Raw genomic sequence first — 20811 nt, forward strand, 5'->3', positions numbered from 1 at the left:
ATACCCTTACCTGAAAGTTAAGGGGCGTCCACATGACCGATGTAGCATTCGACCGCGCGGTAGCTGATCCCGCGCCGATCCAGCCGGCCTCGCGGCCAAATCTCGACAAGGGCTTCAATCCGCTGACGATGATCCTGTTCTTCGGCATCCTCGCCGCGGGCCTGCTGTTCGTCGCCTACAGCATCTATATCGACGTCAACGCGACCGGCACGCGGGTCACGACCTTCCTGCCCTACATCCTGTTGTTCGTCGCGCTGCTGATCGCGCTCGGCTTCGAATTCGTCAACGGCTTCCACGACACCGCCAACGCGGTGGCGACCGTGATCTACACCCATTCGCTGCCGGCCGAAGTCGCCGTGATGTGGTCGGGCTTCTTCAACTTCCTCGGCGTGCTCCTGTCCTCCGGCGCCGTCGCTTTCGGCATCGTCTCGCTGCTGCCGGTCGAGCTGATCCTCCAGGTCGGCTCCAGCGCCGGCTTCGCCATGGTGTTCGCGCTGCTGATCGCGGCGATCCTGTGGAATCTCGGCACCTGGTTCTTCGGCCTGCCCGCCTCCTCCTCGCACACGCTGATCGGCTCGATCATCGGCGTCGGCATCGCCAACGCCGTCATGCGCGGCCGCGACGGCACCTCGGGCGTGGATTGGACCAAGGCCACCGAGATCGGCTACGCGCTGCTGCTGTCGCCGCTGTTCGGCTTCATCTGCGCCGCCGTGCTGCTGCTGCTGCTCAAGTTCATCGTGCGCAACCCGGCCCTGTACTCTGCGCCCGAGGGCAACAAGGCCCCGCCGCTCTGGATCCGCGGGCTGCTGATCGCCACCTGCACCGGCGTCAGCTTCGCGCACGGCTCGAACGACGGCCAGAAGGGCATGGGCCTGATCATGCTGATCCTGATCGGCACCGTGCCGACCGCCTACGCACTCAACCGCGCGCTGCCGGAATCCCAGGTCGCCCAGTTCCAGAAGACCTCGGAAGCCGCCTCGAAAGTGATCTCGGCGAAAGGCGCCGGCCACAGCATCATCGGCGATCCCCGCCCGGCGGTGACGCAGTACATCACGCTGCGCCACATCAACGAGGGCACCTATCCCTCGCTCGCCGTGCTGGTGAAGGACGTCGGCGACCAGGTTGCCAAGTACGGTTCGCTGAATAAGGTCCCGGCGGAAGCCGTCGGCAACACCCGCAACGACATGTACATGACGTCGGAAGCGATCCGCTTCCTGATGAAGGACAAGGAGAACGATCTCAACAAGGAGGAGATCGCGACCCTCAACGCCTACAAGGGCTCGCTCGATGCCGCCACGAAGTTCATCCCGAACTGGGTGAAGATCGCGGTCGCCATCGCGCTCGGCCTCGGCACCATGATCGGCTGGAAGCGCATCGTGATCACGGTCGGTGAGAAGATCGGCAAGTCCCATCTCACCTATGCGCAGGGCGCCTCGGCCGAGCTCGTGGCCGCCGCCACGATCGGTGCCGCCGACGTGTTCGGCCTGCCGGTCTCGACCACCCACGTGCTGTCCTCGGGCGTCGCGGGGACCATGGCCGCGAACGGTTCGGGCCTGCAATGGTCGACGATCCGCAACCTGCTGATGGCCTGGGTGCTGACGCTGCCCTGCGCGATCATGCTGTCGGCCACGCTCTACGTGATCTTCTCGCGGATCTTCTGAGCCACCGCATCACTCAAGAACAAAGGGCCCGTGCGATGCACGGGCCCTTTTCGTTTGTGCGAAGAAATCGGCCTTACGACGCCGCGAGCTGTTCCTCGACCAGCTTCACCCAGTAGGACGTGCCGAACACGATCGCCTCGTCGTTGAAATTGTAGGCGGGGTGATGCAGGCCGGCGCTGTCGCCGTTGCCGCAGAAGATGAAGGCGCCGGGGCGCGCTTCCAGCATGTAGGCGAAATCCTCGCCGCCCATCAGCGGCGGCATCTCGTGCACGTTGGCATCGCCCGCGACTTGCTTGGCAATGTGCCGCGCCACCTCGGTCTCCGCGGCGTGGTTGTTCACGACGGGATAATTGCGCTTGTAGTGCAGGTCGATCTTGGCGCCGGTGATCTGCGCCACGCCCGCCACCACCTCGTGCACGCGCTTCTCGACCAGCTTGCGTATCTCCGGCGACAGCGTCCGAATGGTGCCCCGCAGTGTCGCCGTCTGTGGAATGACGTTGCGGGCGTTGCCGGCGTGGAATTCGCAGATCGAGATCACGGCCGATTCCAGCGGATCGACGCTGCGCGCCACGATCGACTGCAGCGCCGTGATCACCTGCGCACCGACCAGCACGGAATCGATGCATTTATGCGGACGCGCGGCATGACCGCCGAGGCCCTCGATCATGATGTCGACCTCGTCGGTCGCCGCCATGATCGGGCCCGGCCGGATCGCGAACGAGCCGACCGGAATGCCCGGGCCGTTGTGCATGCCGTAGACCTGCTCGATGCCGAAGCGTTCCATCAGGCCGTCCTTGACCATGGCCGCGCCGCCGGCGCCGCCCTCCTCGGCGGGCTGGAAGATCACGATCGCATCGCCGGCGAAGTTGCGGGTCTCGGCGAGATAGCGGGCCGCCCCGAGCAGCATCGCGGTGTGGCCGTCATGGCCACAGGCGTGCATCTTGCCCGGGTTCTTCGAGGCGTAAGGCAGGTTGGTCTGCTCCTCGACCGGCAGCGCATCCATGTCGGCGCGCAGGCCGATCACCTTGAGCCCCTCGCCGGCCGGCTTGCTGCCCTTGATCACGCCGACCACCCCGGTCTGGCCGAGGCCGGTCACGACCTCGTCGCAGCCGAATTCGCGTAGCCGGTCCGCCACGAATGCTGCGGTGCGGTGGACGTCATACAGCAGTTCGGGATGCTGGTGGATGTCCCGGCGCCAGGCCTGAATATCGGGTTGAAGGTCGGCGACACGGTTCACGATGGGCATGGAGGATCTCAAGCTTTGTTAGGAATACAGGACTGTCTACCATGCAAGCGTCAGTCCACCCAACTCCCCGGGATCGGGGTCTGGCCCTGACGAACAGACATGGCCGGGCTTGTCCCGGTCCGGCGGGTCTGCCTATTAGGACGGAACGTTAAAGTGACCATCCGGGTGGAAGCAGAATGCCGAGACGGCTTGAAGGTGAATTTGACTACATTGTCGTCGGAGCTGGCACGGCCGGCTGCGTCATCGCCAACCGGCTCTCGGCAGATTCCCGCAACCGGGTGCTGATTCTTGAAGCGGGCGGCGACGACAACTGGATCTGGTTCCACATTCCCGTCGGCTACCTCTTCGCGATCGGCAATCCGCGCTCGGACTGGATGTTCAAGACCGAGGCCGAACCGGGCCTGAACGGCCGCGCGCTGGCCTATCCCCGCGGCAAGGTGATCGGCGGCTGCTCGGCGATCAACGCCATGATCTCGATGCGCGGCCAGGCCGCCGACTACGATCACTGGCGTCAGCTCGGCATGACCGGCTGGGGCTATGATGACGTTCTCCCACTGTTCAAGCGGCTGGAAGACCACTTCCTCGGTGCAAGCGAACATCACGGCGCCGGCGGCGGCTGGCGCATCGAGGCGCCGCGGCTGTCCTGGGCCGTTCTCGATGCCGTCGGGGACGCCGCAGAAGAAATGGGCATCAAGCGCATCCCGGATTTCAACACCGGCGACAACGAAGGCACCAGCTATTTCCACGTCAACCAGAAGCGCGGACGGCGCTGGTCCTCGGCGCGCGGCTTCCTCAAGCCCGCGCTGAACCGCCCCAATTTGCGGCTCGAGAAGCACGTGCTGGTCGACCGTCTCATCATCGAGCAGGGCCGCGCCGTCGGCGTGCGCTTCATCCAGAACGGCGAGATCATCGAGGCGCGCGCGAGACGCGAGGTGGTGCTCTCGGCAGGCTCCATCGGCTCGGTGCAGGTGCTGCATCGCTCCGGCATCGGCCCTGCCGACTGGCTGTCGCCGCTCGGCATCGACATCGTCATGGACAAGCCGGGCGTGGGACGCAATCTGCAGGATCATCTGCAGCAGCGCGCGATCTACAAGGTCGAAGGCGTACGCACGCTGAACGAGACCTATTACAATCTGTTCCGCCGCGGCCTGATGGGGCTGGACTACGCCTTCCGCCGCCGCGGTCCCCTCACCATGGCGCCGTCGCAGCTCGGCATCTTCACGCGCTCCGATGCGACGCGCGCCCGTGCCAACATCCAGTTCCACGTGCAGCCATTGTCGCTCGACAAGTTCGGCGATCCCCTGCACCGCTTCCCCGCCGTCACGGTCAGCGCCTGCAATCTGCAGCCGACCTCGCGCGGCACCGTGCGGCTGCGTTCGGCGAGCCCGGACGAGAAGCCGATCATCGCACCGAATTATCTCTCGACGGACGACGACCGCCAGGTCGGCGCCGACGCCATCCGCACCACGCGTCGCCTCATGCAACAGAAGGCGCTCGCAAAATATCGCCCGAGCGAATATCTGCCCGGCCCCTCCGTCGGCGACGACGACGCCTCCCTGGCAAAGGCCGCCGGCGATATCGGCACCACCATCTTCCACCCCGTCGGCACGGCGAAGATGGGCACGGCGAACGATCCGATGGCCGTGGTCGATGAACGCCTGCGCTTCTACGGCCTTGGCAATTTGCGCATCGTCGATGCCTCGATCATGCCGACCATCACCTCGGGCAACACCAACACGCCGACGGCGATGATTGCGGAGAAAGGCGCGACCATGATCCTGGAGGATGCGAAGTAGCATCCGTCCCCATGGTCAGCCAGCGCTTTTCAGTCGGCCCCGCCGGCGCAGAGATCGCCGTGTTGCAATGGGGCGAGAGCGCGAAACCGCCTGCTCTGCTCGTGCACGGCACCGGTTTCGTCGCCGATGTCTGGGACGAGGTCGCGCACGAGCTTGCATCGACCTATACCGTCTATGCACTCGATCGCCGCGGCCACGGCGCTAGCCACAAGCCTGGAGCCTACCACTTCCTGGACTTTGCCGATGACGTCTGTCGGGTCATCGATGCGCTCGGGCTGCGCGACATCTACGGCATCGGCCACAGCGCCGGCGCGACCGATCTTCTGCTGGCGGCAACGCTATTGCCCGGGCGTTTCACACGCCTGTTCGTGATGGAGCCGACCATCATGGACCCGCGCGCGGCACGCTCCGGCGGATTGGACGAAGACTCCCTGTCCCGCGTGCAAGGCGCGCTGCGCCGTCAGGCAGAATTCGACAGCCCCGATGCCGTCTTCAACCGCTACCGCGCGGCACCGGCATTTGCGGATTGGACAGAGGCCTCGCTGCGCGCCTATGTGCAACACGGCTTCGTGCCCCTCGATGATGGCCGTGTACGACTTTCCTGCACGCCCGAGATTGAGTTCGCGATGCTGCGTCCGATCTACGAGGCGATGACGCAGGTTTACGTTGGCGATGCCCGCGGCAATCCGTTTGCCTCGCTCACTGAGATCGATTGCCCCGTGCGCATCACGACCGCCGCGAAGTCGGGGCCGATCTACAAGGAGATGGCGCAGCGCGCTGCGTCGCTGATTCCGCGGGTCAGCACGCTGGTCTTTGAAGACGCCGGACACTGTGTGGCGCAGGAAGTGCCGGCGGCGGTGGTGGAAGCCGTGAAAGAGTTCGCGAAATAGGTCTCGTGCCCCGGACGCAGCGCAGCACGCAGTGGTGCGCTGCTGAGCCGGGGCCCATCTCCCCGCATACCGTGCGGCTTTCTCGGTCCCGGCTCTGCGGAGCAGCGTTACACGCTGCACCGCGTCCGGGCCACGAGACTCTGCCCTCACGAAATCGTCATCGCATCCGGGAATAAGTCCCCCGCTCCCCCAATCACCTCCCCGTAGCCCAATTCCGGGCAGCGTGGAGAGATGCGATGAGCGGACACGATCACGGGGACGACGGCGTCAGCCGACGCAAGGTGCTCGAGTGCATGACCTGGGCCGGCACCGGGGTGCTCTGGACCGTCACGGGCGGCGTGCCGCGCTCGCTCGGTATCATCGATTCCGCGGAGGCCGCGACTGCGGCCGCGCCCGGCATGAGCTTCCTCCAGATCAGCGACAGCCATGTCGGCTTCGACAAGCCGGCCAATCCCAACGCGCTCGGCACGCTGGAGGAGGCCGTGAACAAGATCAACGCGATGCCGGCAAAGCCGGCGTTCATGATCCACACCGGCGACATCACGCATCTGTCGAAAGCCGCCGAGTTCGACAATGCCGAGCGCATCATCTCGCAGACCAAGCTCGACGTGCACTACGTCCCCGGCGAGCACGACTTCATCGATGAGGAGGTGAAACTCTATCGCGAGCGCTACGGTCGCGGCACCAAGGGACACGGCTGGTATTCGTTCGACGCCGGCGGCGTGCACTTCGTCGGCCTCGTCAACGTCGTCGACCTCAAGGCCGGCGGTCTCGGCAATCTCGGCGCCGAGCAGCTCGCCTGGCTCGAGGACGATCTGCGCGGCAAGTCGAAATCGACGCCGATCGTGCTGTTCGCCCACATCCCGCTCTGGACCGTCTATCCCGAATGGGGCTGGGGCACCGAGGACGGCGACCGCGCACTGGAATACGTCAAGGGTTTCGGCTCGGTCACCGTGCTGAACGGGCACATCCACCAGGTGATGCAGAAGGTCGAGGGCAACGTCACCTTCCACACCGCGCGCTCGACCGCCTTCCCGCAGCCGGCGCCGGGAGCCGCGCCCTCGCCCGGCCCGATGAAGGTCGAGGACGCACGGCTCCGCTCCATGCTCGGCGTCGCCAGCATCAACTTCAAGCAGAACGAGCAGCGGCTCGCGATCATCGACACGCCGCTGCAGGGCTAAGGCTGAACGGAAGCTGACAATGAAGACACTCAATCGCCGCGACTTCGGTGTCGACCTCGGTCTCGCTCTGGCCGCGGCCATCCTGTTGCCCGCAACAAAAGCCCGCGCCGACGACATGGACGTGCACATCGACAATTTCGTGTTCCAGCCGGCCGAGCTCAGGATCAAGGCCGGCACCACCGTGACCTGGACCAACCGGGACGACATTCCGCACACCATCGTGTCCGCCGGCAAATTCCGGTCCAAGACCTTGGACACCGACGACAAGTTCTCCTTCACCTTCACCAACGCGGGCGACTACAAATATTTTTGTTCGTTGCACCCGCACATGACGGGGATGATCAAGGTTGAGTAACGTCTTCAACCAAGGCATCAACGTCCTGCCCGGCCGGTGGTCCCACGCCGGCCGGGCTCGTGTGCCCTCAGTCACGGCAAGAGAAGACGCAGAGGCAAAGCGAGGAGCGATGCCCGCCACCGACGATATGCAGAAGGCACGGCGCTTCCGCGAGGCGGCGCTACCCTATCTCGACGACGTCTACACGCTCGCACGCTACCTGCTGCGCGATGCCTCCGACGCCGAGGACGCGGTGCAGGAATGCTATCTGCGCGCCCTGAAGCATTTTGACAGCTACCGCGGGCCGGCGATGAAGCCCTGGCTGTTCGCGATCCTGCGCAATGTCTGCAACGCAGAATACGCGCGCCGCGCGCACCGGCCCAGCGCGATCGAGGACACGCCCGGCGCCGCCGAGCAGACGCCGCTCTGGCAGGAGACCGAGGCGAGCCCCGAGACCGAAGTACTGCGCAGCCGCGATGCCGGCGCGATCCGCAAGCTGATCGACGCACTCGCCGAGCCATTCAAGGAAACCTTCGTGCTGCGTGAGATCAACAACCTGTCCTATCGTGAAATCGCCGAGGCCGTCGGCGTCCCCGTCGGCACCGTGATGTCCCGCCTCGCCCGCGCCCGCGCCATGTTGCGGGCGGCCTGGACGGCGGAAGAGGAGCAAGCGAAATGACCTGCGACGAAGCAAGGATCCTGCTTCACGCGCTGCTCGACAACGAGCTCGACGCCGGCCACGCGCGCGAGGTCGAAGCTCATATCGCGAGCTGTCCGAACTGCGCCGCCGAGCTTGCCGCGCAGCGCGAGATGCGACGCGTGCTCGCCGATACCGATCTGCGCTACACCGCGCCGGCGGACTTGCGCGCCCGCATCGAGGCGGCGCTGCCGCAGCCGCAGCGCCTGCAACCGAGCCGCCGCTCCGTGCTGCGCGGCTTTGCGATGGGCTCGGCGGTCTCCGCGCTCGCCGCCTCCGGCGTCGTCGCCGTGGTGCTGCGCCAGGATGACCAGCAGCGCATCCTGTCGGAGGTCGTATCCGCGCATCTGCGCTCGCTCCAGGCCGGCCACCTCACCGACGTGGTCTCGACCGACCAGCACACCGTCAAGCCCTGGTTCAACGGCAAGCTCGACGTCGCCCCGCCCGTGATCGACCTCACCGCGCAAGGTTTTACGCTGGTCGGCGGCCGGCTCGACTATATCGACGCCCGCGCCATCGGCGCCGTGGTCTACCGGCGCCGGCAACACGTGATCAATTTGTTCGTGTCGCAAACCGCGAGCACCGAGCACCGGCCGCCGAAGACCCAGACCATGCAAGGCTTCAACTGCCGCCGCTGGGGCGGCCGCGGCCTGAACTTCTGGGCCGTCAGCGATCTCGGCGCCGACGAGCTCGCCGAGTTCGTCGACAAGTTCGAGGCGGCGATGAAGGCGAATGTGGAGGGGTAGCGCGTCTGCTCACGCCATCATTCGAGCGGAGGAAACCGCTCGAACACGGGCAGTTCGTGGGCGCGCTCCATCCAGCCGATCCGCTCGGCGACCTGGATGTGCATCGTCGCCGGAACGGCGTCGGGGTCGTCGTAGGTGCCGCTCTGGATGTCGATGACGCCAGGCATCAGGTTCTCGTTGATGTAGAACAGCCCCGTGCCACAATCGGCGCAGAAGTGCCGGCGTCCATGCTCGGAGGAATGATAGATCTTGGGCTGTCCGCGGACGACCTTGACTGCGTCGAGCGAATACATCGCCCAGCCGACCATCGGTGCCCCGGAATGGCGGCGGCAATCGACGCAATGGCAGAGTGCGTGCACCATCGTGTCGCCGCTCACTTCATAGCGAATCGCACCGCAATGACAGCCGCCAGTCACAGGCATGGCTCACTCCTCTCCCGGTCAGGTCAATGCCGGGAAGGTAAGGGCCGATTTGGAGTTTCAGGAGGCGGGCTGCTTCAGCAGGTCGCATGTCGCGACATCAGGCCGCGGCGGAGCCTCAGGCCGACCGCCGCACCGCGTTGTCCACGAGCGTCTTGCCGAGCGACCAGATCGCACCGGGGACCTTGTGGCTGCCGGCAATGACGTCGTCGAACGCCTTCTCGATCCAGCTGCAGTCTTCCTCGGTGATGGTGAGCGGCGGCAGCAGCTTGATGGTGTGGCTGCCGTGGCCGGCGACTTGCGTGAGGATCTTGTGATCCTTGAACAGCGGCACGGTGATGAGCTGGCAGAACAGGCCCTTGTTGGCGGTCTCCAGCACGTTCCACGAAGCCCGCAGGCGCAGCGATTTCGGCGGGCCGAACTCGATGCCGATCATCAGGCCCTTGCCACGGACTTCCTTCAGCAGCTCGTAGCCGGGCACCATGCGCGTCAGCGCCAGGCGCAGCTCGGCGCCGCGCTTGGCGGCCGCATCGATGAGCTTCTCCGATTCCATCACGTCGAGCGTGGCGATGCCCGCGGCCATGGCGAGGTCGTTCTTGGAGAAGGTGGAGCCGTGCACGACCGCGCGGTCCATCTGATTGAAGATCTTGTCGAAGATGCTCTTGCGCGTCAGCACCGCGCCAACCGGCACGTGGCCGCCCGAGAGCGATTTCGACAGCAGCACCATGTCGGGCTCGACGTTCCAGTGCTCGACCGCGAGGAAGCGGCCGGTGCGGCCCATGCCGGTCTGGATCTCGTCGGCGACGAACAGCGTGCCGTATTTCTTGCAGAGCGCGGCGGCGCCGGGCAGGAACTCATCGCTGGGCATGTTGACGCCCTTGCCCTGGATCGGCTCCACGACGAAGGCGGCAACCTCGCGCGAGGCCAGCGCCTTTTCGAGCGCGGCCAGATCGTTGAACGGGACCGGGGTGCAGCCCGGCAACAGCGGCTCGAAACCGGTGCGGAAGTTCGAATCACCGGTCAGCGACAGCGCGCCATAGGTCAGGCCGTGGTAGCCGTGGGCGCAATAGACGATGCCGGGGCGCCCCGTCGCCCCCCGCGCGAACTTGATCGCGGCCTCGACGCATTCCGCGCCGGAATTGGCAAAGAACACCTTGTCGAGATAGGGGACGTATTTCAGCAGGCGCTCGGCCAGCACGCCGGCGAGCGTCGAGACGTCGAACTGGACGAGGTTGGGCAGGTCGGCATCGAGCACGCTCTTGAGCGCCTCGCGCATGACCGGATGATTGCGCCCGATCGCAAACACGCCAAAGCCGGACAACAGGTCTAGGTAGCGCGCACCCTCGCGGTCGTAGAGGTACTGCCCCTGCCCCTTCTGAAAGCCGACATCGTAGCCGATGGTCTTCAGGACCCGGACGAATTGCTCGTTCAGATACCGATTATGCAGGGCGCTGCGCTGGGCCTGCCGGTCCGCGAACAGCTGAGACATGTCTGGATTTGGACTGTGCATCCGCTACATACTTCGGTTGAGGGCCGTCTCGTCAACTGGAAAACGGACCGTTACTGTAAACGGTCTGTGCGGCCTTTTGCCCTTTTTCGGACCATCTTCGCAAGCACAGCTTTTAGATCATGTTGCACTGCCAAGGAACACTCATGCGTTTGGCCCTTTACACCGGAATTATACTGGCTGGCGGTTACGCCTGCCTGACCCCGGCCCTCGCCGCCGATCCCACCGGCGACTGGCGGGTCGCCGACGGCGTCGCCAACATCCGCGTCGCCCAGTGCAATGGCAGCATGTGGGGCGCGGTTTCCTGGGAAAAGAAGCCCGGCGGCCGCGACGAGAACAACCCGGATGTCTCGAAAAAGAACAGGCCGACGCTCGGCATGCCGACCCTGATCGACATGAAGAAGAAGCCCGGCGCCGATCAGTGGGAAGGACAGGTCTATAACGCGCAAGACGGCCAGACCTACAGTGCGACCATCACACCTGTCGGCACCGACCAGCTCGAAATCAAGGGCTGCGTGATGGGCTTCCTCTGTGGTGGCGAGACCTGGACCCGAGTCGGGCCGCCGATCCCCTTGAGCCCCGCCAATGCCATGGCCAAGGGCGCGCCGAAGTCCGCCGGCGCGGCGCCGAAAGCCCAGGGAACACAACAGGGAGCACAACAGGCAGCGCAACAAGCAGCCCAGCCCCCCCAAGCCACGACGGGCGCCACAGCGTCTGCGCCGGCCGCGAAGACCGCCGCGACCAAGCCCGGTCAGAAGGGCGCCGCCGATCCCGTCGGCGACATCTGCCTACTCCCTGACATTGCGGGGCTTGCCCATTAGGGCCGGCTGGAACAGCAGCACCGCGGCGAGCGTCGTCACCAGCGAGAGCGCCAGCAGCTTGCCCATGCTCGACGTGCCGGGATGGCTCGACAGCCACAGGCTGCCGAACGCGGTCGCCGTCGTCAGCGCGCTGAAGAAGATCGCGCGCGTCAGGCTGGTCTGAAGCAGGTTTGTTCTGCCGGAGCGCCAGGCCACGACATAATAGATCTTGAACGCGACGCCGACGCCGAGCAGCAGCGGGAACGCGACGATGTTGGCGAAGTTGAGCGGCAGACCGATCAACACGCAGATTTCGAGCGTCACAGCGCCGGCAACCAGAAGCGGCACCAGCGTCATCAGCACGTCCACGAACCGGCGCAGCGTGATCCACAGCAAGAGGCCGATCACGAGCAGCGCGTAGATGCCGGCGTGGATGAACGCCTTCACCACGGTATCGCCGGACTTCAGGATCGAGACCGGCCCGCCGATCGCGGTCGGCTCGGCCTTGAGCACCGCCGCCGCAAATTTGCGCAGCGTGTCGTTGTCGTTGGGATCGCCCTTGGGCAGCGCCTCGACGCGGATGATGCCGTCCTTGCTCTTCCAGGCGCTGACGAGATCGGGCGGCAGTGAGCTCAAGGTGACGGGGCCTGCCTGCAACGCGTTCCTGAGCTGGTCGAACACGATCTTCATCGGCGTGACGAAGACGTCCTGGGCCTTGTTGCGCGTAGCCTCGTCGCCATTGGCGAGCTTCTCGAGCGCATCGGCGAGCCGGCGCGAGGCGACCGCGCCCGGGCCCTTCGCGTCACCGGCGGTCCGGCGCAGATTGTCGACCGACGATTTCAGCGATTCCACGTTCTCCTGGTCCGTCGGCGCCGCATCGATCTGATCAGGATTGAGCGCGGGGTTCAGCACCTTGGCGCCCTGCGCGATCAGCTTCAGCTTCGGCTGCTGGTCCTGCGGCACGAAGCTGTCGAGCGACATCACCCGGAGCACCTCGGGCACCTTCTCCAGCTTCGCCTGGACCTGTCTTGCCTGCTCCTCCGACGTGGTCATCACGTTGATGGCATTGGCGCCGGTGTTGGGATCCTTGCGCAGGTCGAGGAAGGTCGCGATCGACTCGGCGTGCGGATTGCGCAGGTTCATCGGGTTGAAGTCGAACTTCATGAAGTAGAGCAGCGGCAGGCCGGCGAGCGCGAGCAGCAGCGTGCCCCCGACGACCAGGACGCGATGCTTCTCCAGGAAGTGGTCGAGTGGCGCCAGGAAGGCGTAGCCGACCGGCTCCATCTCGCCGGGCGGGTTCAGAAGCTTCAGCAGCGCCGGCAGAACGGTGATCGAGGAGAGGAAGGCCACCAGCATGCCGACGCCGGCGATCTGTCCCAGCTCCGCGATGCCCTGGTAGTCAGTCGGCATGAAGCAAAGGAAGCCGGCCGCGGTCGCCATCGCCGCGAGCGACAGCGGCACCGCCGAGCGTTTCGCAGCCAGCACCAGCGCACCGGAGAGGTCGTTGTGCTTGTAGCGCTCCGAGCGATAGCGGACGCTGTACTGGATGCCGAAATCGACGCCGAGGCCGACGAACAGCACCGCGAACGCGATCGACAGCAGATTGAATGATCCGACCATCATCAGGCCGGCTGCCGTCGTGATCGCGAGGCCGACGAAGAGATTGACGAACACGGCGAAGATGATCTTCGCCGAATGCAGCGCCAGCCACAGGATCAGCAGCACGACGAGAACGGTGCCGACGCCGTTGACGACGGCGCCTTCCTGAACGGTCGCGTATTCCTCGTTCGCAATCGGGACCGGACCGGTCAGGCGCACCCGCGCCTGGAATTTGGTCGGGAAATCGAGATCGGCGGCCGCCTTGCGGATTGCGTCGGTGGCGTCCTTGCCGGGCTCCAGCGCGTTGTAGTCGAGGATCGGCTTGAACTCGATGAAGGCCCGCTTGTCCGAATCCGACAGCGGCTCGTCGCTGACCAGTTCGCGCCAGGAGAAGCTCGCATTGCCCTTGTTGAGCACGGTCTCGACGGTCTGCGCGATCTGGTTGAAGGGCCGCGCGGTGCCGTCGAGCTTCACCTGCCCCCGCTTGACGCCGGCAAGCCCGGTCTCGAGCGCGCCGGTCAGGCCGCGGATCGAGGGATCGCCCGCCATGATCTCGATCAGGGGCGCTGCGGATTCGAATTGACTGGTCGCCTTGGCAACCTCTTCGGTCGGCAAGAACAACAGGCCATTCCGCTCGAAGAACTCGCCGGTGCCGAGCTGCTGCATCGACACGAAATTGGTCTTGTCGTCTTTCAGCTTCGCGTAGAGCGCATCCGCCGCGGCGGTCGCCATCTCCGGCGTCCTGGCCTCGACGACCGCCAGAATCGTCGCATCGCGGTCGAAGGCGCGGTCGAACTGCTGGTCGCGCTGCCGCCAGTCGAGATTTTTGGCAATCAGCGAATTGATGTCGGTGTTGATGGCGAAATGGCGCGCAGCGTAATAGCCCGCGGCCACCGACAGCAGGAGCCCAAGAACGACGACGAGGGAGGCAAGCCGGGTGCAGGCCCTGACGATGGCAACGACTACGCTTTGCAGCACTTCTTTTCTTTCTGCGGTTAACAGCTTGCCGGAAACGCCCGCTGTTTATCGGAGTTCCCGGGCGAAACCTATTGCTGTTTTGAGTGGTTCTCGCCGCAAGAAGGTTCGAGGTAAACGGCGGAAGACCGTGGCAAAATCATGCGGGGCGGTCGGTATAGCCGTGCAGTTGAGGCGGGAAAGTGACGAAGGGGTGAGCACAAATGTCGCCATTTTGCTCACGGCACTTCCTATACTATGCTACCGCAAAACCCAGCCGGCGGGGAACTATGGTTTCATCTGAGCTTTCCTTTCTGCCGATTTTTTGACACAAAGTGCTGTGCCTCCATGCGCCGGGCCCAGCTGGGGTGGGCGGTTACCGTGTGCGCGAGGCCAATGGTGCGTTTATTGCAACCCATTGGTCAGGTTTGGGTGCCGCTGGGGACAAGGAAGCGGATTGGTGCAACTTGCGTGATGGGCGTCCTATGGAAGTTTATCTGGCGCAGCCGCGCGGCTTCTGTGCGGGTGTGGTGCGTGCAATCGAGATCGTGGAGCGGGCCCTGGAGAAATACGGCCCGCCCGTCTACGTGCGCCACGAGATCGTGCATAACAAATACGTGGTGGAGAGCCTGAAGAACAAAGGCGCCATTTTCGTCGAGGAGCTGTCCGAGGTTCCGCCGAAATCGGTCACGGTCTTCAGCGCCCATGGCGTCGCCCGCAGCGTCGAGGAAGAGGCCGCCGCGCGCGACCTTCCGGTGCTCAATGCCACCTGCCCGCTGGTCACGAAAGTTCACAATCAGGGGAAGCGCTACATCACCAAGGGCCGCACCCTGATCCTGATCGGCCATGCCGGCCACCCCGAAGTCGAGGGCACGATGGGCCAGGTCCCGGGGCCGGTGCTACTTGTCCAAAGCGTTGAAGAGGTTAACGCCCTGACGCTGCCGGCGGATAGCCCAGTGGCCTACATCACCCAGACCACCCTGTCGGTCGACGACACAAGGGACATCATCGCGGCCCTCCAGGCCCGCTTTACAGATATTCAAGGCCCGGATATCCGGGATATCTGCTATGCGACACAGAACCGCCAATCTGCGGTAAGGGACTTGAGCAAGCTGGTCGACGTGATCTTGGTGGTGGGCGCTGCCAACAGCTCGAACTCGAACCGGCTCCGCGAAATCGGCACTGAAGCCGGCGTCGCGAGTTATTTGATTGCCGACGGCAGCGAGCTCAATCCGGAGTGGTTGAAAGATGCCAGGACTGTCGGCGTGACGGCCGGCGCTTCGGCGCCTGAGGTACTCGTGGATGACGTGATCGAAGCGATGCGGCGGATCGGACCGGTCAAGGTCCAGGTGCTCCCCGGTCGCGAGGAAAACATCGAATTCCGGCTTCCGGCCCAACTGGCCGCGAGCTGACCCACCTAGAATTTCAAGCCCAGAAAGAAACGTGTAATGGCAATCCCCTTCTTCAAGGAAATGCGTATCGGCGGCTATTTGCTCAAGCAGAAACTGCTTGGCCGCAAGCGCTACCCGCTCGTGCTGATGCTGGAGCCGCTGTTCCGCTGCAACCTCGCCTGCGTCGGCTGCGGCAAGATCGATTATCCCGATGCGATCCTCAACCGCCGCATGACGGCGCAGGAGTGCTGGGACGCCGCCGACGAGTGCGGCGCGCCGATGGTCGCCATTCCCGGCGGCGAGCCGCTGATCCACAAGGAGATCGGCGAGATCGTGCGCGGCCTCGTCGCGCGCAAGAAGTTCGTCTCGCTCTGCACCAACGCGCTGCTGCTGGAGAAGAAGCTCGATCTGTTCGAGCCCTCGCCGTACCTGTTCTTCTCGGTGCATCTCGACGGCCTGCGCGATCACCACGACAAGGCGGTGTCGCAGAAGGGCGTGTTCGACCGCGCGGTCTCCGCGATCAAGGCGGCCAAGGCGCGCGGCTTCACCGTGAACGTCAACGCCACCATCTTCGACGGCCACCCGGCCGAGGAGATCGCGAAGTTCCTGGATCTCACCGTCGAGCTCGGGGTCGGCGTCTCGATGTCGCCGGGCTACGCCTATGAGCGCGCGCCGGACCAGGAGCACTTCCTCAACCGCACCAAGACCAAGAAGCTGTTCCGCGACGTCTTCGCCATGGGCAAGGGCAAGAAGTGGAATTTCATGCATTCCGGCCTGTTCCTGGACTTCCTCGCCGGCAACCAGGAATACGAGTGCACGCCCTGGGGCATGCCCGCCCGCAACATCTTCGGTTGGCAGAAGCCCTGCTACCTGCTCGGTGAAGGCTACGCAAAAACCTTCAAGGAGCTGATGGACACCACCGACTGGGAGACCTACGGCACCGGCAAGTACGAGAAGTGCGCCGACTGTATGGCCCATTGCGGCTACGAGCCGACCGCGGCAACCGCAGCCCTCAACAACCCGCTGAAGGCGATGTGGGTGTCGCTGCGCGGCATCAAGACCACTGGCCCGATGGTGCCGGAGATCGACATGTCCAAGCAGCGCCCGGCGCAGTACATCTTCTCGGAGCAGGTCCAGAAGAAGCTCTCCGAGATCCGCAAGGACGAAGCTGCCGCAGCGCAGGAGAAGGCTGCACGGAAGGCTTCGACGGCGGCGTAAGCGCGGGCTACGAACATCGAAATGCAAAAGCCCGGTCGCTATCGCGACCGGGCTTTTTCTTTTGTTCGGCGTCGCGTTCGCAGCGTGGGTTGCGGCGAGCAGCGACAACGTCGGGACGACTGAAGTCTCACTTGCAGGGCGGCTCCGCCAAGGGGGGGCCGCCGCATGTTGCTTACGCTCCGATGCTTCCTGGCATGCCCGTCGACGGGCATGCCCCGGCTTACGCATCAGACGTGTTGGCGTCACATCAGAAATGGACCTCGGTGCGCATGCCGAGAACCACGGCATTGTCGGTCTTCACGCCCGCGCCGTTATAGCCGCGCCCGCCGGGATTGATCACATATTGCGCGTCGAACTTGAGGTTCATCCAGCCGGTCGCCTGCCATCCGTACCAGACTTCGAGCGGAACCTCGTTGCCGCCGGCGTTGGGGCCGAAGGCCGCCGAGTTCACGTGGGTCGTGCCCACCGCGAAGCCGACTTCGTCCTGGGGACGCCAGGAGAACGTTCCGGTATGCCGGAAGCCGAGGGCGATCTGGTAGTCCTGGTACGACGTCCGGTGATCGGCAACGGTCGTATTGAGGAAGGTATACCAACCCACCGCACCGGGGCCGTCGACGGTCAGCCGTTGCAGGATCGACTCGTAGACGCCGTAGCGGCCCCTTTGACTTCCGAGATTTTGATCCGGGACGCCTCCAACGCCGGGGATGGTGGACACGATACCGGGAAGGCCACCATCAATGGTCGATGCGCTGTCGTACCAGCCGCCAACTCTCCAGGTCCCGTTCAAGGGACCGGACGGCGCCCACACCAACTCCACCGGGACCAACACGCCGCTGGCGGGGGTCGAGTGAGGGACGCCCGGCAAGAAATAGACGGTCGGATCTGACGTCGTCAGATAATTCGGATTGGCGTCGTAGACGCCGACCGAAATCGTGAATTCCGGCGCGATCTTGTAGTGGACGACGCCGGCCCACTGGCTCACCGGCCAGTTATAGATGTAGCCACCCTGGATGTTGCCGGGCTGGCCGCCGCAGAAGGTCAGGTTGATGAACTCGCACAGGCCGAAGAAGAAGTCGGAGCCGACCGGCAGACGGCCGCCCTTGAGCTCGAGCCGATCATCGAGAAGCTTCTGCGAGTAATAGAGCTGCGTCAGGCGCAGAATATTGCCGCGGCCGAACACTTCGTTGGTCAGCTGCAAGGCGGGAATGCCCGCCTGATCATTCAGGTTGCGGCCGAAGCGATCGACCAGCGTCAGGCCGACGGTGCCGCCCTGGATGCCGGCAAGCTTCCCCATGTCGAGCTTCGCGCCGAACCACAACTGACCGGCGTTCGCCGCTGTGTTCTTGCTTCCGCCCGTAACGTTGCCGACGGATTCGTTACCCAGCGTCAGGCCTAGCTCGATGCCCCGCTCCTTCAGCTGTGTCCTGCCGAGATCGCCGAACAGGTATGGCCTCGTCCAGAAATCATCGGTTTCAGCATAAGGAACGGGCGCGGCTTTCGTCACCATATCCGCCGCATGCACCCCACCGCCCAACAGCGATGACAAAACGATCCCCACACCGCACGCACACGCGGTGTTCACAAACCTGCGCAACATTTCTCTCGTCCTCCCGCCGTCTCAGGCTTTGTCATTCTTGCCTCACGTTCCGGCCAAGCCCTCGAGCCTGGAACGCGCTCCTTCCCCAGCACACACCGTCACAGCCGCGCGCCCACGCAGCCGCCTTGTGTCAACTGGAGCCTGGATCCGTCATGCCTGGTCGCCCGTTCTCGCCGGCAGCGCGTCCACGCCGCGCGGTGCTGCGCCCTGCCGTCCTTCAAGAGTCGATCTCGGCGCCGTGCGGGCAATGCCGGCCAGCGCCATCTGGCGCCGCCGTCGGGCCTGCAGTTGTTGATCCGCCAACACGCCGATCAGAATCACCGTCCCCATCACCGCGAAGTTCAGGGAATTGGGGATGCCCAGGATATTCACGAGGTTCTGCAGCACCTGCAGCAGCGCAGTCCCCAGCACGATGCCGAGGATCGAGCCTTCGCCGCCGCGCAGGCTGCACCCGCCGAGGACGGCAGCCGCGATCGCGTAGAGCTCATAGAAATTGCCGAAGGAGCTCGGAGACACCGAGTTGGTGTAGAACACGAACAGGACTGTTGAAACGCCGGCGAGCAAACCGCTGATGATGTAGGCGGTTGCGATCACGAGATTCGTGTTGATGCCCGAGAAGCGCGCCGCTTCCTCGTTCTTGCCGACGGCATAAAGCCAGCGCCCGTAGACCGAGCGGTGCAGCACCACGCCGAGGACGAGCGCAAGGATGATCAGAAGGATGAAGGTGTTCGGGATGCCCGCCACATTGCCGGAGGCAATGCTGCTCAACGTCGCGGCCTCGTCGCCGTAGCCGAAGCCGCGTGTCGAGTCGGACGTATAGTAGCGGGCGGCGCCGCGATAGATCAGGAGCCCGCACAGCGTCACGATGAAGGGCTGCATCTTCAATCGGGTGACGAGGAACCCCTGAATTGCTCCGAGCACCGTCCCGCCGAGCAAGACGGCCAGCAGCGCCAAGGGCCAGGGAACCTGATAGGTCGTCAGAAGGTCGATGAAGACGACGCCAAGCAGCGCGAACATCGAGCCAAGCGAGAGGTCGATGCCGCCTGTGATGATCACGAGCCCCTCGCCGAGCGCAAACACACCGAAGAGGCCGATCAGGTTGGCCATGTTCAGCAAGTTCACCAGCGACAGGAAGGCCGGATTGATCGCGCCGGTGATGGCGGCAATCACCAGGAGCAGCAGGCCCAGGCCGAGTTCTTTCTTGTTCATGGCGCAGCCGCTTCGACGGTTTCCGGCGCCTGGCCGATTGCAAGCTGCAATACGTTGTATTCGCTGAACTGCGCTCGCTCCAGCACGCCGCTGATGCTGCCTTCATGCATCACCGCGATCCGGTCGGAGACGCCAATGACCTCCTCCATGTCCGAAGAAATCATCACGATCGCGACGCCCTGGTCGGCGAGCTCGCGCATCAGCGCGTAGATCTCGCTCTTGGCGCCGACATCGACGCCACGGGTCGGCTCGTCGAAGAACATCACGCGCGGCTGCATCGAAAGCCACTTGCCCAGCACGACCTTTTGCTGGTTGCCGCCGGAGAGCGTCACGGCCTCCATGTCGATGCTCGGCACCTTGATGGAGAGGCGCCTCACCTGCTCTGTCGCGACCTTGCGCTCGGCCGGGCCGCTGACCAGCCACATCCGCGCATAATTCAGCAGGCTGGCCAGCGTCACGTTCTCCCGGATCGGCAGCTCCAGCACGAGCCCGGATTTCTTGCGGTCCTCCGGCATCAGATAGATGCCTTGCCTGATCGCGTCCCGCGGCGATGCGACATCGATCGCCGCGTTGTCGATCCTGATCTCGCCGCCCAGCAGCGGGTCAATGCCGAAGGCCGCGCGAGCCAGGGAGGTGCGACCGGCGCCCACGAGCCCTGCCAGCCCGAGTATCTCGCCATGCCGCACGGAAAGATCGACCTGCCGGTCGGGAAAGGCCGATGTCACGAGACCGACGATGTCGCAGCCGCCCGGCAGCGGCGGCCGCTTCGGCGGCGTATGCAGCGCTTTCAGGTCGCGACCGATCATCAGCCGGATCATGGCGGCGTGGCTCAGCCGGTCCCGCGCCAGCTCTCCCACCGTGCGCCCGTCGCGGAGCACCACGACGCGGTCGGCACAGGTCATGATCTCGCTGAGCCGGTGAGAGATGTAGATCACCGAGATGCCGTGCGCCTTCAGATCGGCAATCACCTCCAGCAGCCGTTCAGTTTCCGAAATCGTCAGGCTGGAGGTCGGCTCGTCCATGATGATCACGCGGGCGTCGATCGAGAGCGCCTTGGCGATCTCCACCAACTGACGCTCGGCGATCGATAAATTGTCGACCAGCGTGTCCGGGGCGAAATCGGCGCCCAGCCGCTCCAGCAGCGGCGTCACGCGGGCGCGCATCTCCGCATCGTCCACCAGCTTCAGCGGGCCGCCGACAAGTCTCTCGCGTCCGATGAAGACGTTCGCGGCGACGTCGAGATTTTCGAAAAGGTTCAATTCCTGATGCACGAAGGCGATGCCGGCCTGCGTCGCCTCGTTCACCGTCATACGGACGTGCTCGGTGCCGCCGATGCGGATCACGCCCTCGCTCGGCGCAATCACGCCACCCAGCACGCGCATCAGCGTCGATTTGCCGGCGCCGTTCTCGCCGATCAGGCCCAACACTTCGCCGCGGTACACACGCAGGCTGACATCGTCGAGGGCCATGACGCCGGGATAGGACTTGCTGATCCCGGCGAGTTCGAACAGGATTTCCGCCATTCATTTCCTCCCGCACGACGCCCGGCTGTACCAGCCGGGCGTC

At 64.6% G+C, this 20811-nt stretch carries 17 protein-coding genes; 10 read left to right on the top strand and 7 right to left on the bottom strand.

The window, feature by feature from the left end; genetic code table 11:
* Window positions 1-32: 32 nt before the first annotated feature.
* Window positions 33-1661 carry an inorganic phosphate transporter gene (locus QA649_RS31670; RefSeq protein ID WP_283020638.1) on the top strand — a complete coding sequence of 543 codons (1629 nt, stop codon included), beginning with the start codon at window positions 33-35 and terminating at the stop codon, window positions 1659-1661.
* A gap of 73 nt (window positions 1662-1734) precedes the next feature.
* On the opposite strand, the gene QA649_RS31675 is transcribed toward QA649_RS31670, so the two are convergent.
* The gene (locus QA649_RS31675) at window positions 1735-2907 is read right to left on the bottom strand and encodes a M20 aminoacylase family protein (RefSeq protein ID WP_283020639.1); all 1173 of its coding nucleotides are present in this window, start codon (window positions 2905-2907) and stop codon (window positions 1735-1737) included.
* A gap of 176 nt (window positions 2908-3083) precedes the next feature.
* Here QA649_RS31675 and QA649_RS31680 point away from each other — a divergent pair, with 176 nt between their 5' ends.
* The 6 genes from QA649_RS31680 to QA649_RS31705 all read left to right on the top strand — a co-directional run bounded on the left by QA649_RS31680 (window position 3084) and on the right by QA649_RS31705 (window position 8551).
* Window positions 3084-4703 (top strand): GMC family oxidoreductase N-terminal domain-containing protein, encoded by a 1620-nt coding sequence (locus QA649_RS31680; RefSeq protein WP_283020640.1) that lies wholly within the window; start codon window positions 3084-3086, stop codon window positions 4701-4703.
* An 11-nt stretch (window positions 4704-4714) separates the two neighbouring features.
* Complete coding sequence (locus tag QA649_RS31685) at window positions 4715-5593, top strand: alpha/beta hydrolase (RefSeq protein ID WP_283020641.1); 879 nt, start codon at window positions 4715-4717, stop codon at window positions 5591-5593.
* 236 nt (window positions 5594-5829) lie between these two features.
* Window positions 5830-6774, top strand: coding sequence for a metallophosphoesterase (locus tag QA649_RS31690; RefSeq protein WP_283020642.1), 945 nt, complete (start codon window positions 5830-5832; stop codon window positions 6772-6774).
* Window positions 6775-6793: 19 nt separating this feature from the next.
* A complete protein-coding gene (locus tag QA649_RS31695) occupies window positions 6794-7129 on the top strand; it encodes a cupredoxin family copper-binding protein (RefSeq protein ID WP_283020643.1) in 336 nt (111 codons plus the stop codon).
* 109 nt (window positions 7130-7238) lie between these two features.
* Complete coding sequence (locus QA649_RS31700) at window positions 7239-7787, top strand: sigma-70 family RNA polymerase sigma factor (RefSeq protein ID WP_283020644.1); 549 nt, start codon at window positions 7239-7241, stop codon at window positions 7785-7787.
* Window positions 7784-8551 carry an anti-sigma factor gene (locus tag QA649_RS31705; protein ID WP_283020645.1) on the top strand — a complete coding sequence of 256 codons (768 nt, stop codon included), beginning with the start codon at window positions 7784-7786 and terminating at the stop codon, window positions 8549-8551. The genes QA649_RS31700 and QA649_RS31705 overlap by 4 nt, the downstream gene beginning before the upstream one ends.
* Window positions 8552-8568: 17 nt before the next feature.
* Here the strand turns inward: QA649_RS31705 and QA649_RS31710 are convergent, their stop codons facing one another.
* Window positions 8569-8973: a GFA family protein gene (locus tag QA649_RS31710; RefSeq protein WP_283020646.1), complete on the bottom strand. Its 405-nt coding sequence runs from the start codon at window positions 8971-8973 to the stop codon at window positions 8569-8571.
* A gap of 115 nt (window positions 8974-9088) precedes the next feature.
* Window positions 9089-10480, bottom strand: coding sequence for an aminobacteriohopanetriol synthase HpnO (gene hpnO, locus QA649_RS31715; RefSeq protein WP_283020647.1), 1392 nt, complete (start codon window positions 10478-10480; stop codon window positions 9089-9091).
* Between the two features lie 143 nt (window positions 10481-10623).
* Between hpnO and QA649_RS31720 the strand changes: the two genes are divergently transcribed.
* On the top strand, window positions 10624-11298 hold the full coding sequence (locus tag QA649_RS31720; RefSeq protein ID WP_283020648.1) for a DUF2147 domain-containing protein: 675 nt from the start codon (window positions 10624-10626) through the stop codon (window positions 11296-11298).
* Here QA649_RS31720 and QA649_RS31725 read toward each other — a convergent pair.
* Window positions 11266-13854, bottom strand: coding sequence for an MMPL family transporter (locus QA649_RS31725; protein ID WP_145831297.1), 2589 nt, complete (start codon window positions 13852-13854; stop codon window positions 11266-11268). The genes QA649_RS31720 and QA649_RS31725 overlap by 33 nt on opposite strands.
* 461 nt (window positions 13855-14315) lie before the next feature.
* On the opposite strand from QA649_RS31725, the gene ispH reads away from it, so the two are divergent.
* Together ispH and hpnH are read left to right on the top strand one after the other, a co-directional pair.
* Entirely contained in the window at window positions 14316-15242 is a 927-nt protein-coding gene (ispH, locus tag QA649_RS31730) for a 4-hydroxy-3-methylbut-2-enyl diphosphate reductase (protein ID WP_018648008.1), read from the top strand.
* A gap of 36 nt (window positions 15243-15278) precedes the next feature.
* Window positions 15279-16439 (top strand): adenosyl-hopene transferase HpnH, encoded by a 1161-nt coding sequence (hpnH, locus tag QA649_RS31735; protein ID WP_260385108.1) that lies wholly within the window; start codon window positions 15279-15281, stop codon window positions 16437-16439.
* A 247-nt stretch (window positions 16440-16686) separates the two neighbouring features.
* Here hpnH and QA649_RS31740 read toward each other — a convergent pair whose 3' ends face one another.
* From QA649_RS31740 to QA649_RS31750, 3 genes are all read right to left on the bottom strand, one after another.
* Window positions 16687-18036: a carbohydrate porin gene (locus QA649_RS31740; RefSeq protein ID WP_283020649.1), complete on the bottom strand. Its 1350-nt coding sequence runs from the start codon at window positions 18034-18036 to the stop codon at window positions 16687-16689.
* A 150-nt stretch (window positions 18037-18186) separates the two neighbouring features.
* The gene (locus tag QA649_RS31745) at window positions 18187-19245 is read right to left on the bottom strand and encodes an ABC transporter permease (RefSeq protein WP_283020650.1); all 1059 of its coding nucleotides are present in this window, start codon (window positions 19243-19245) and stop codon (window positions 18187-18189) included.
* Window positions 19242-20768, bottom strand: coding sequence for a sugar ABC transporter ATP-binding protein (locus QA649_RS31750; protein ID WP_283020651.1), 1527 nt, complete (start codon window positions 20766-20768; stop codon window positions 19242-19244). The genes QA649_RS31745 and QA649_RS31750 overlap by 4 nt, the downstream gene beginning before the upstream one ends.
* Window positions 20769-20811: the final 43 nt, after the last annotated feature.

This window comes from Bradyrhizobium sp. CB1717 (genome assembly GCF_029714325.1).
Classification (GTDB): Bacteria; Pseudomonadota; Alphaproteobacteria; order Rhizobiales; family Xanthobacteraceae; genus Bradyrhizobium.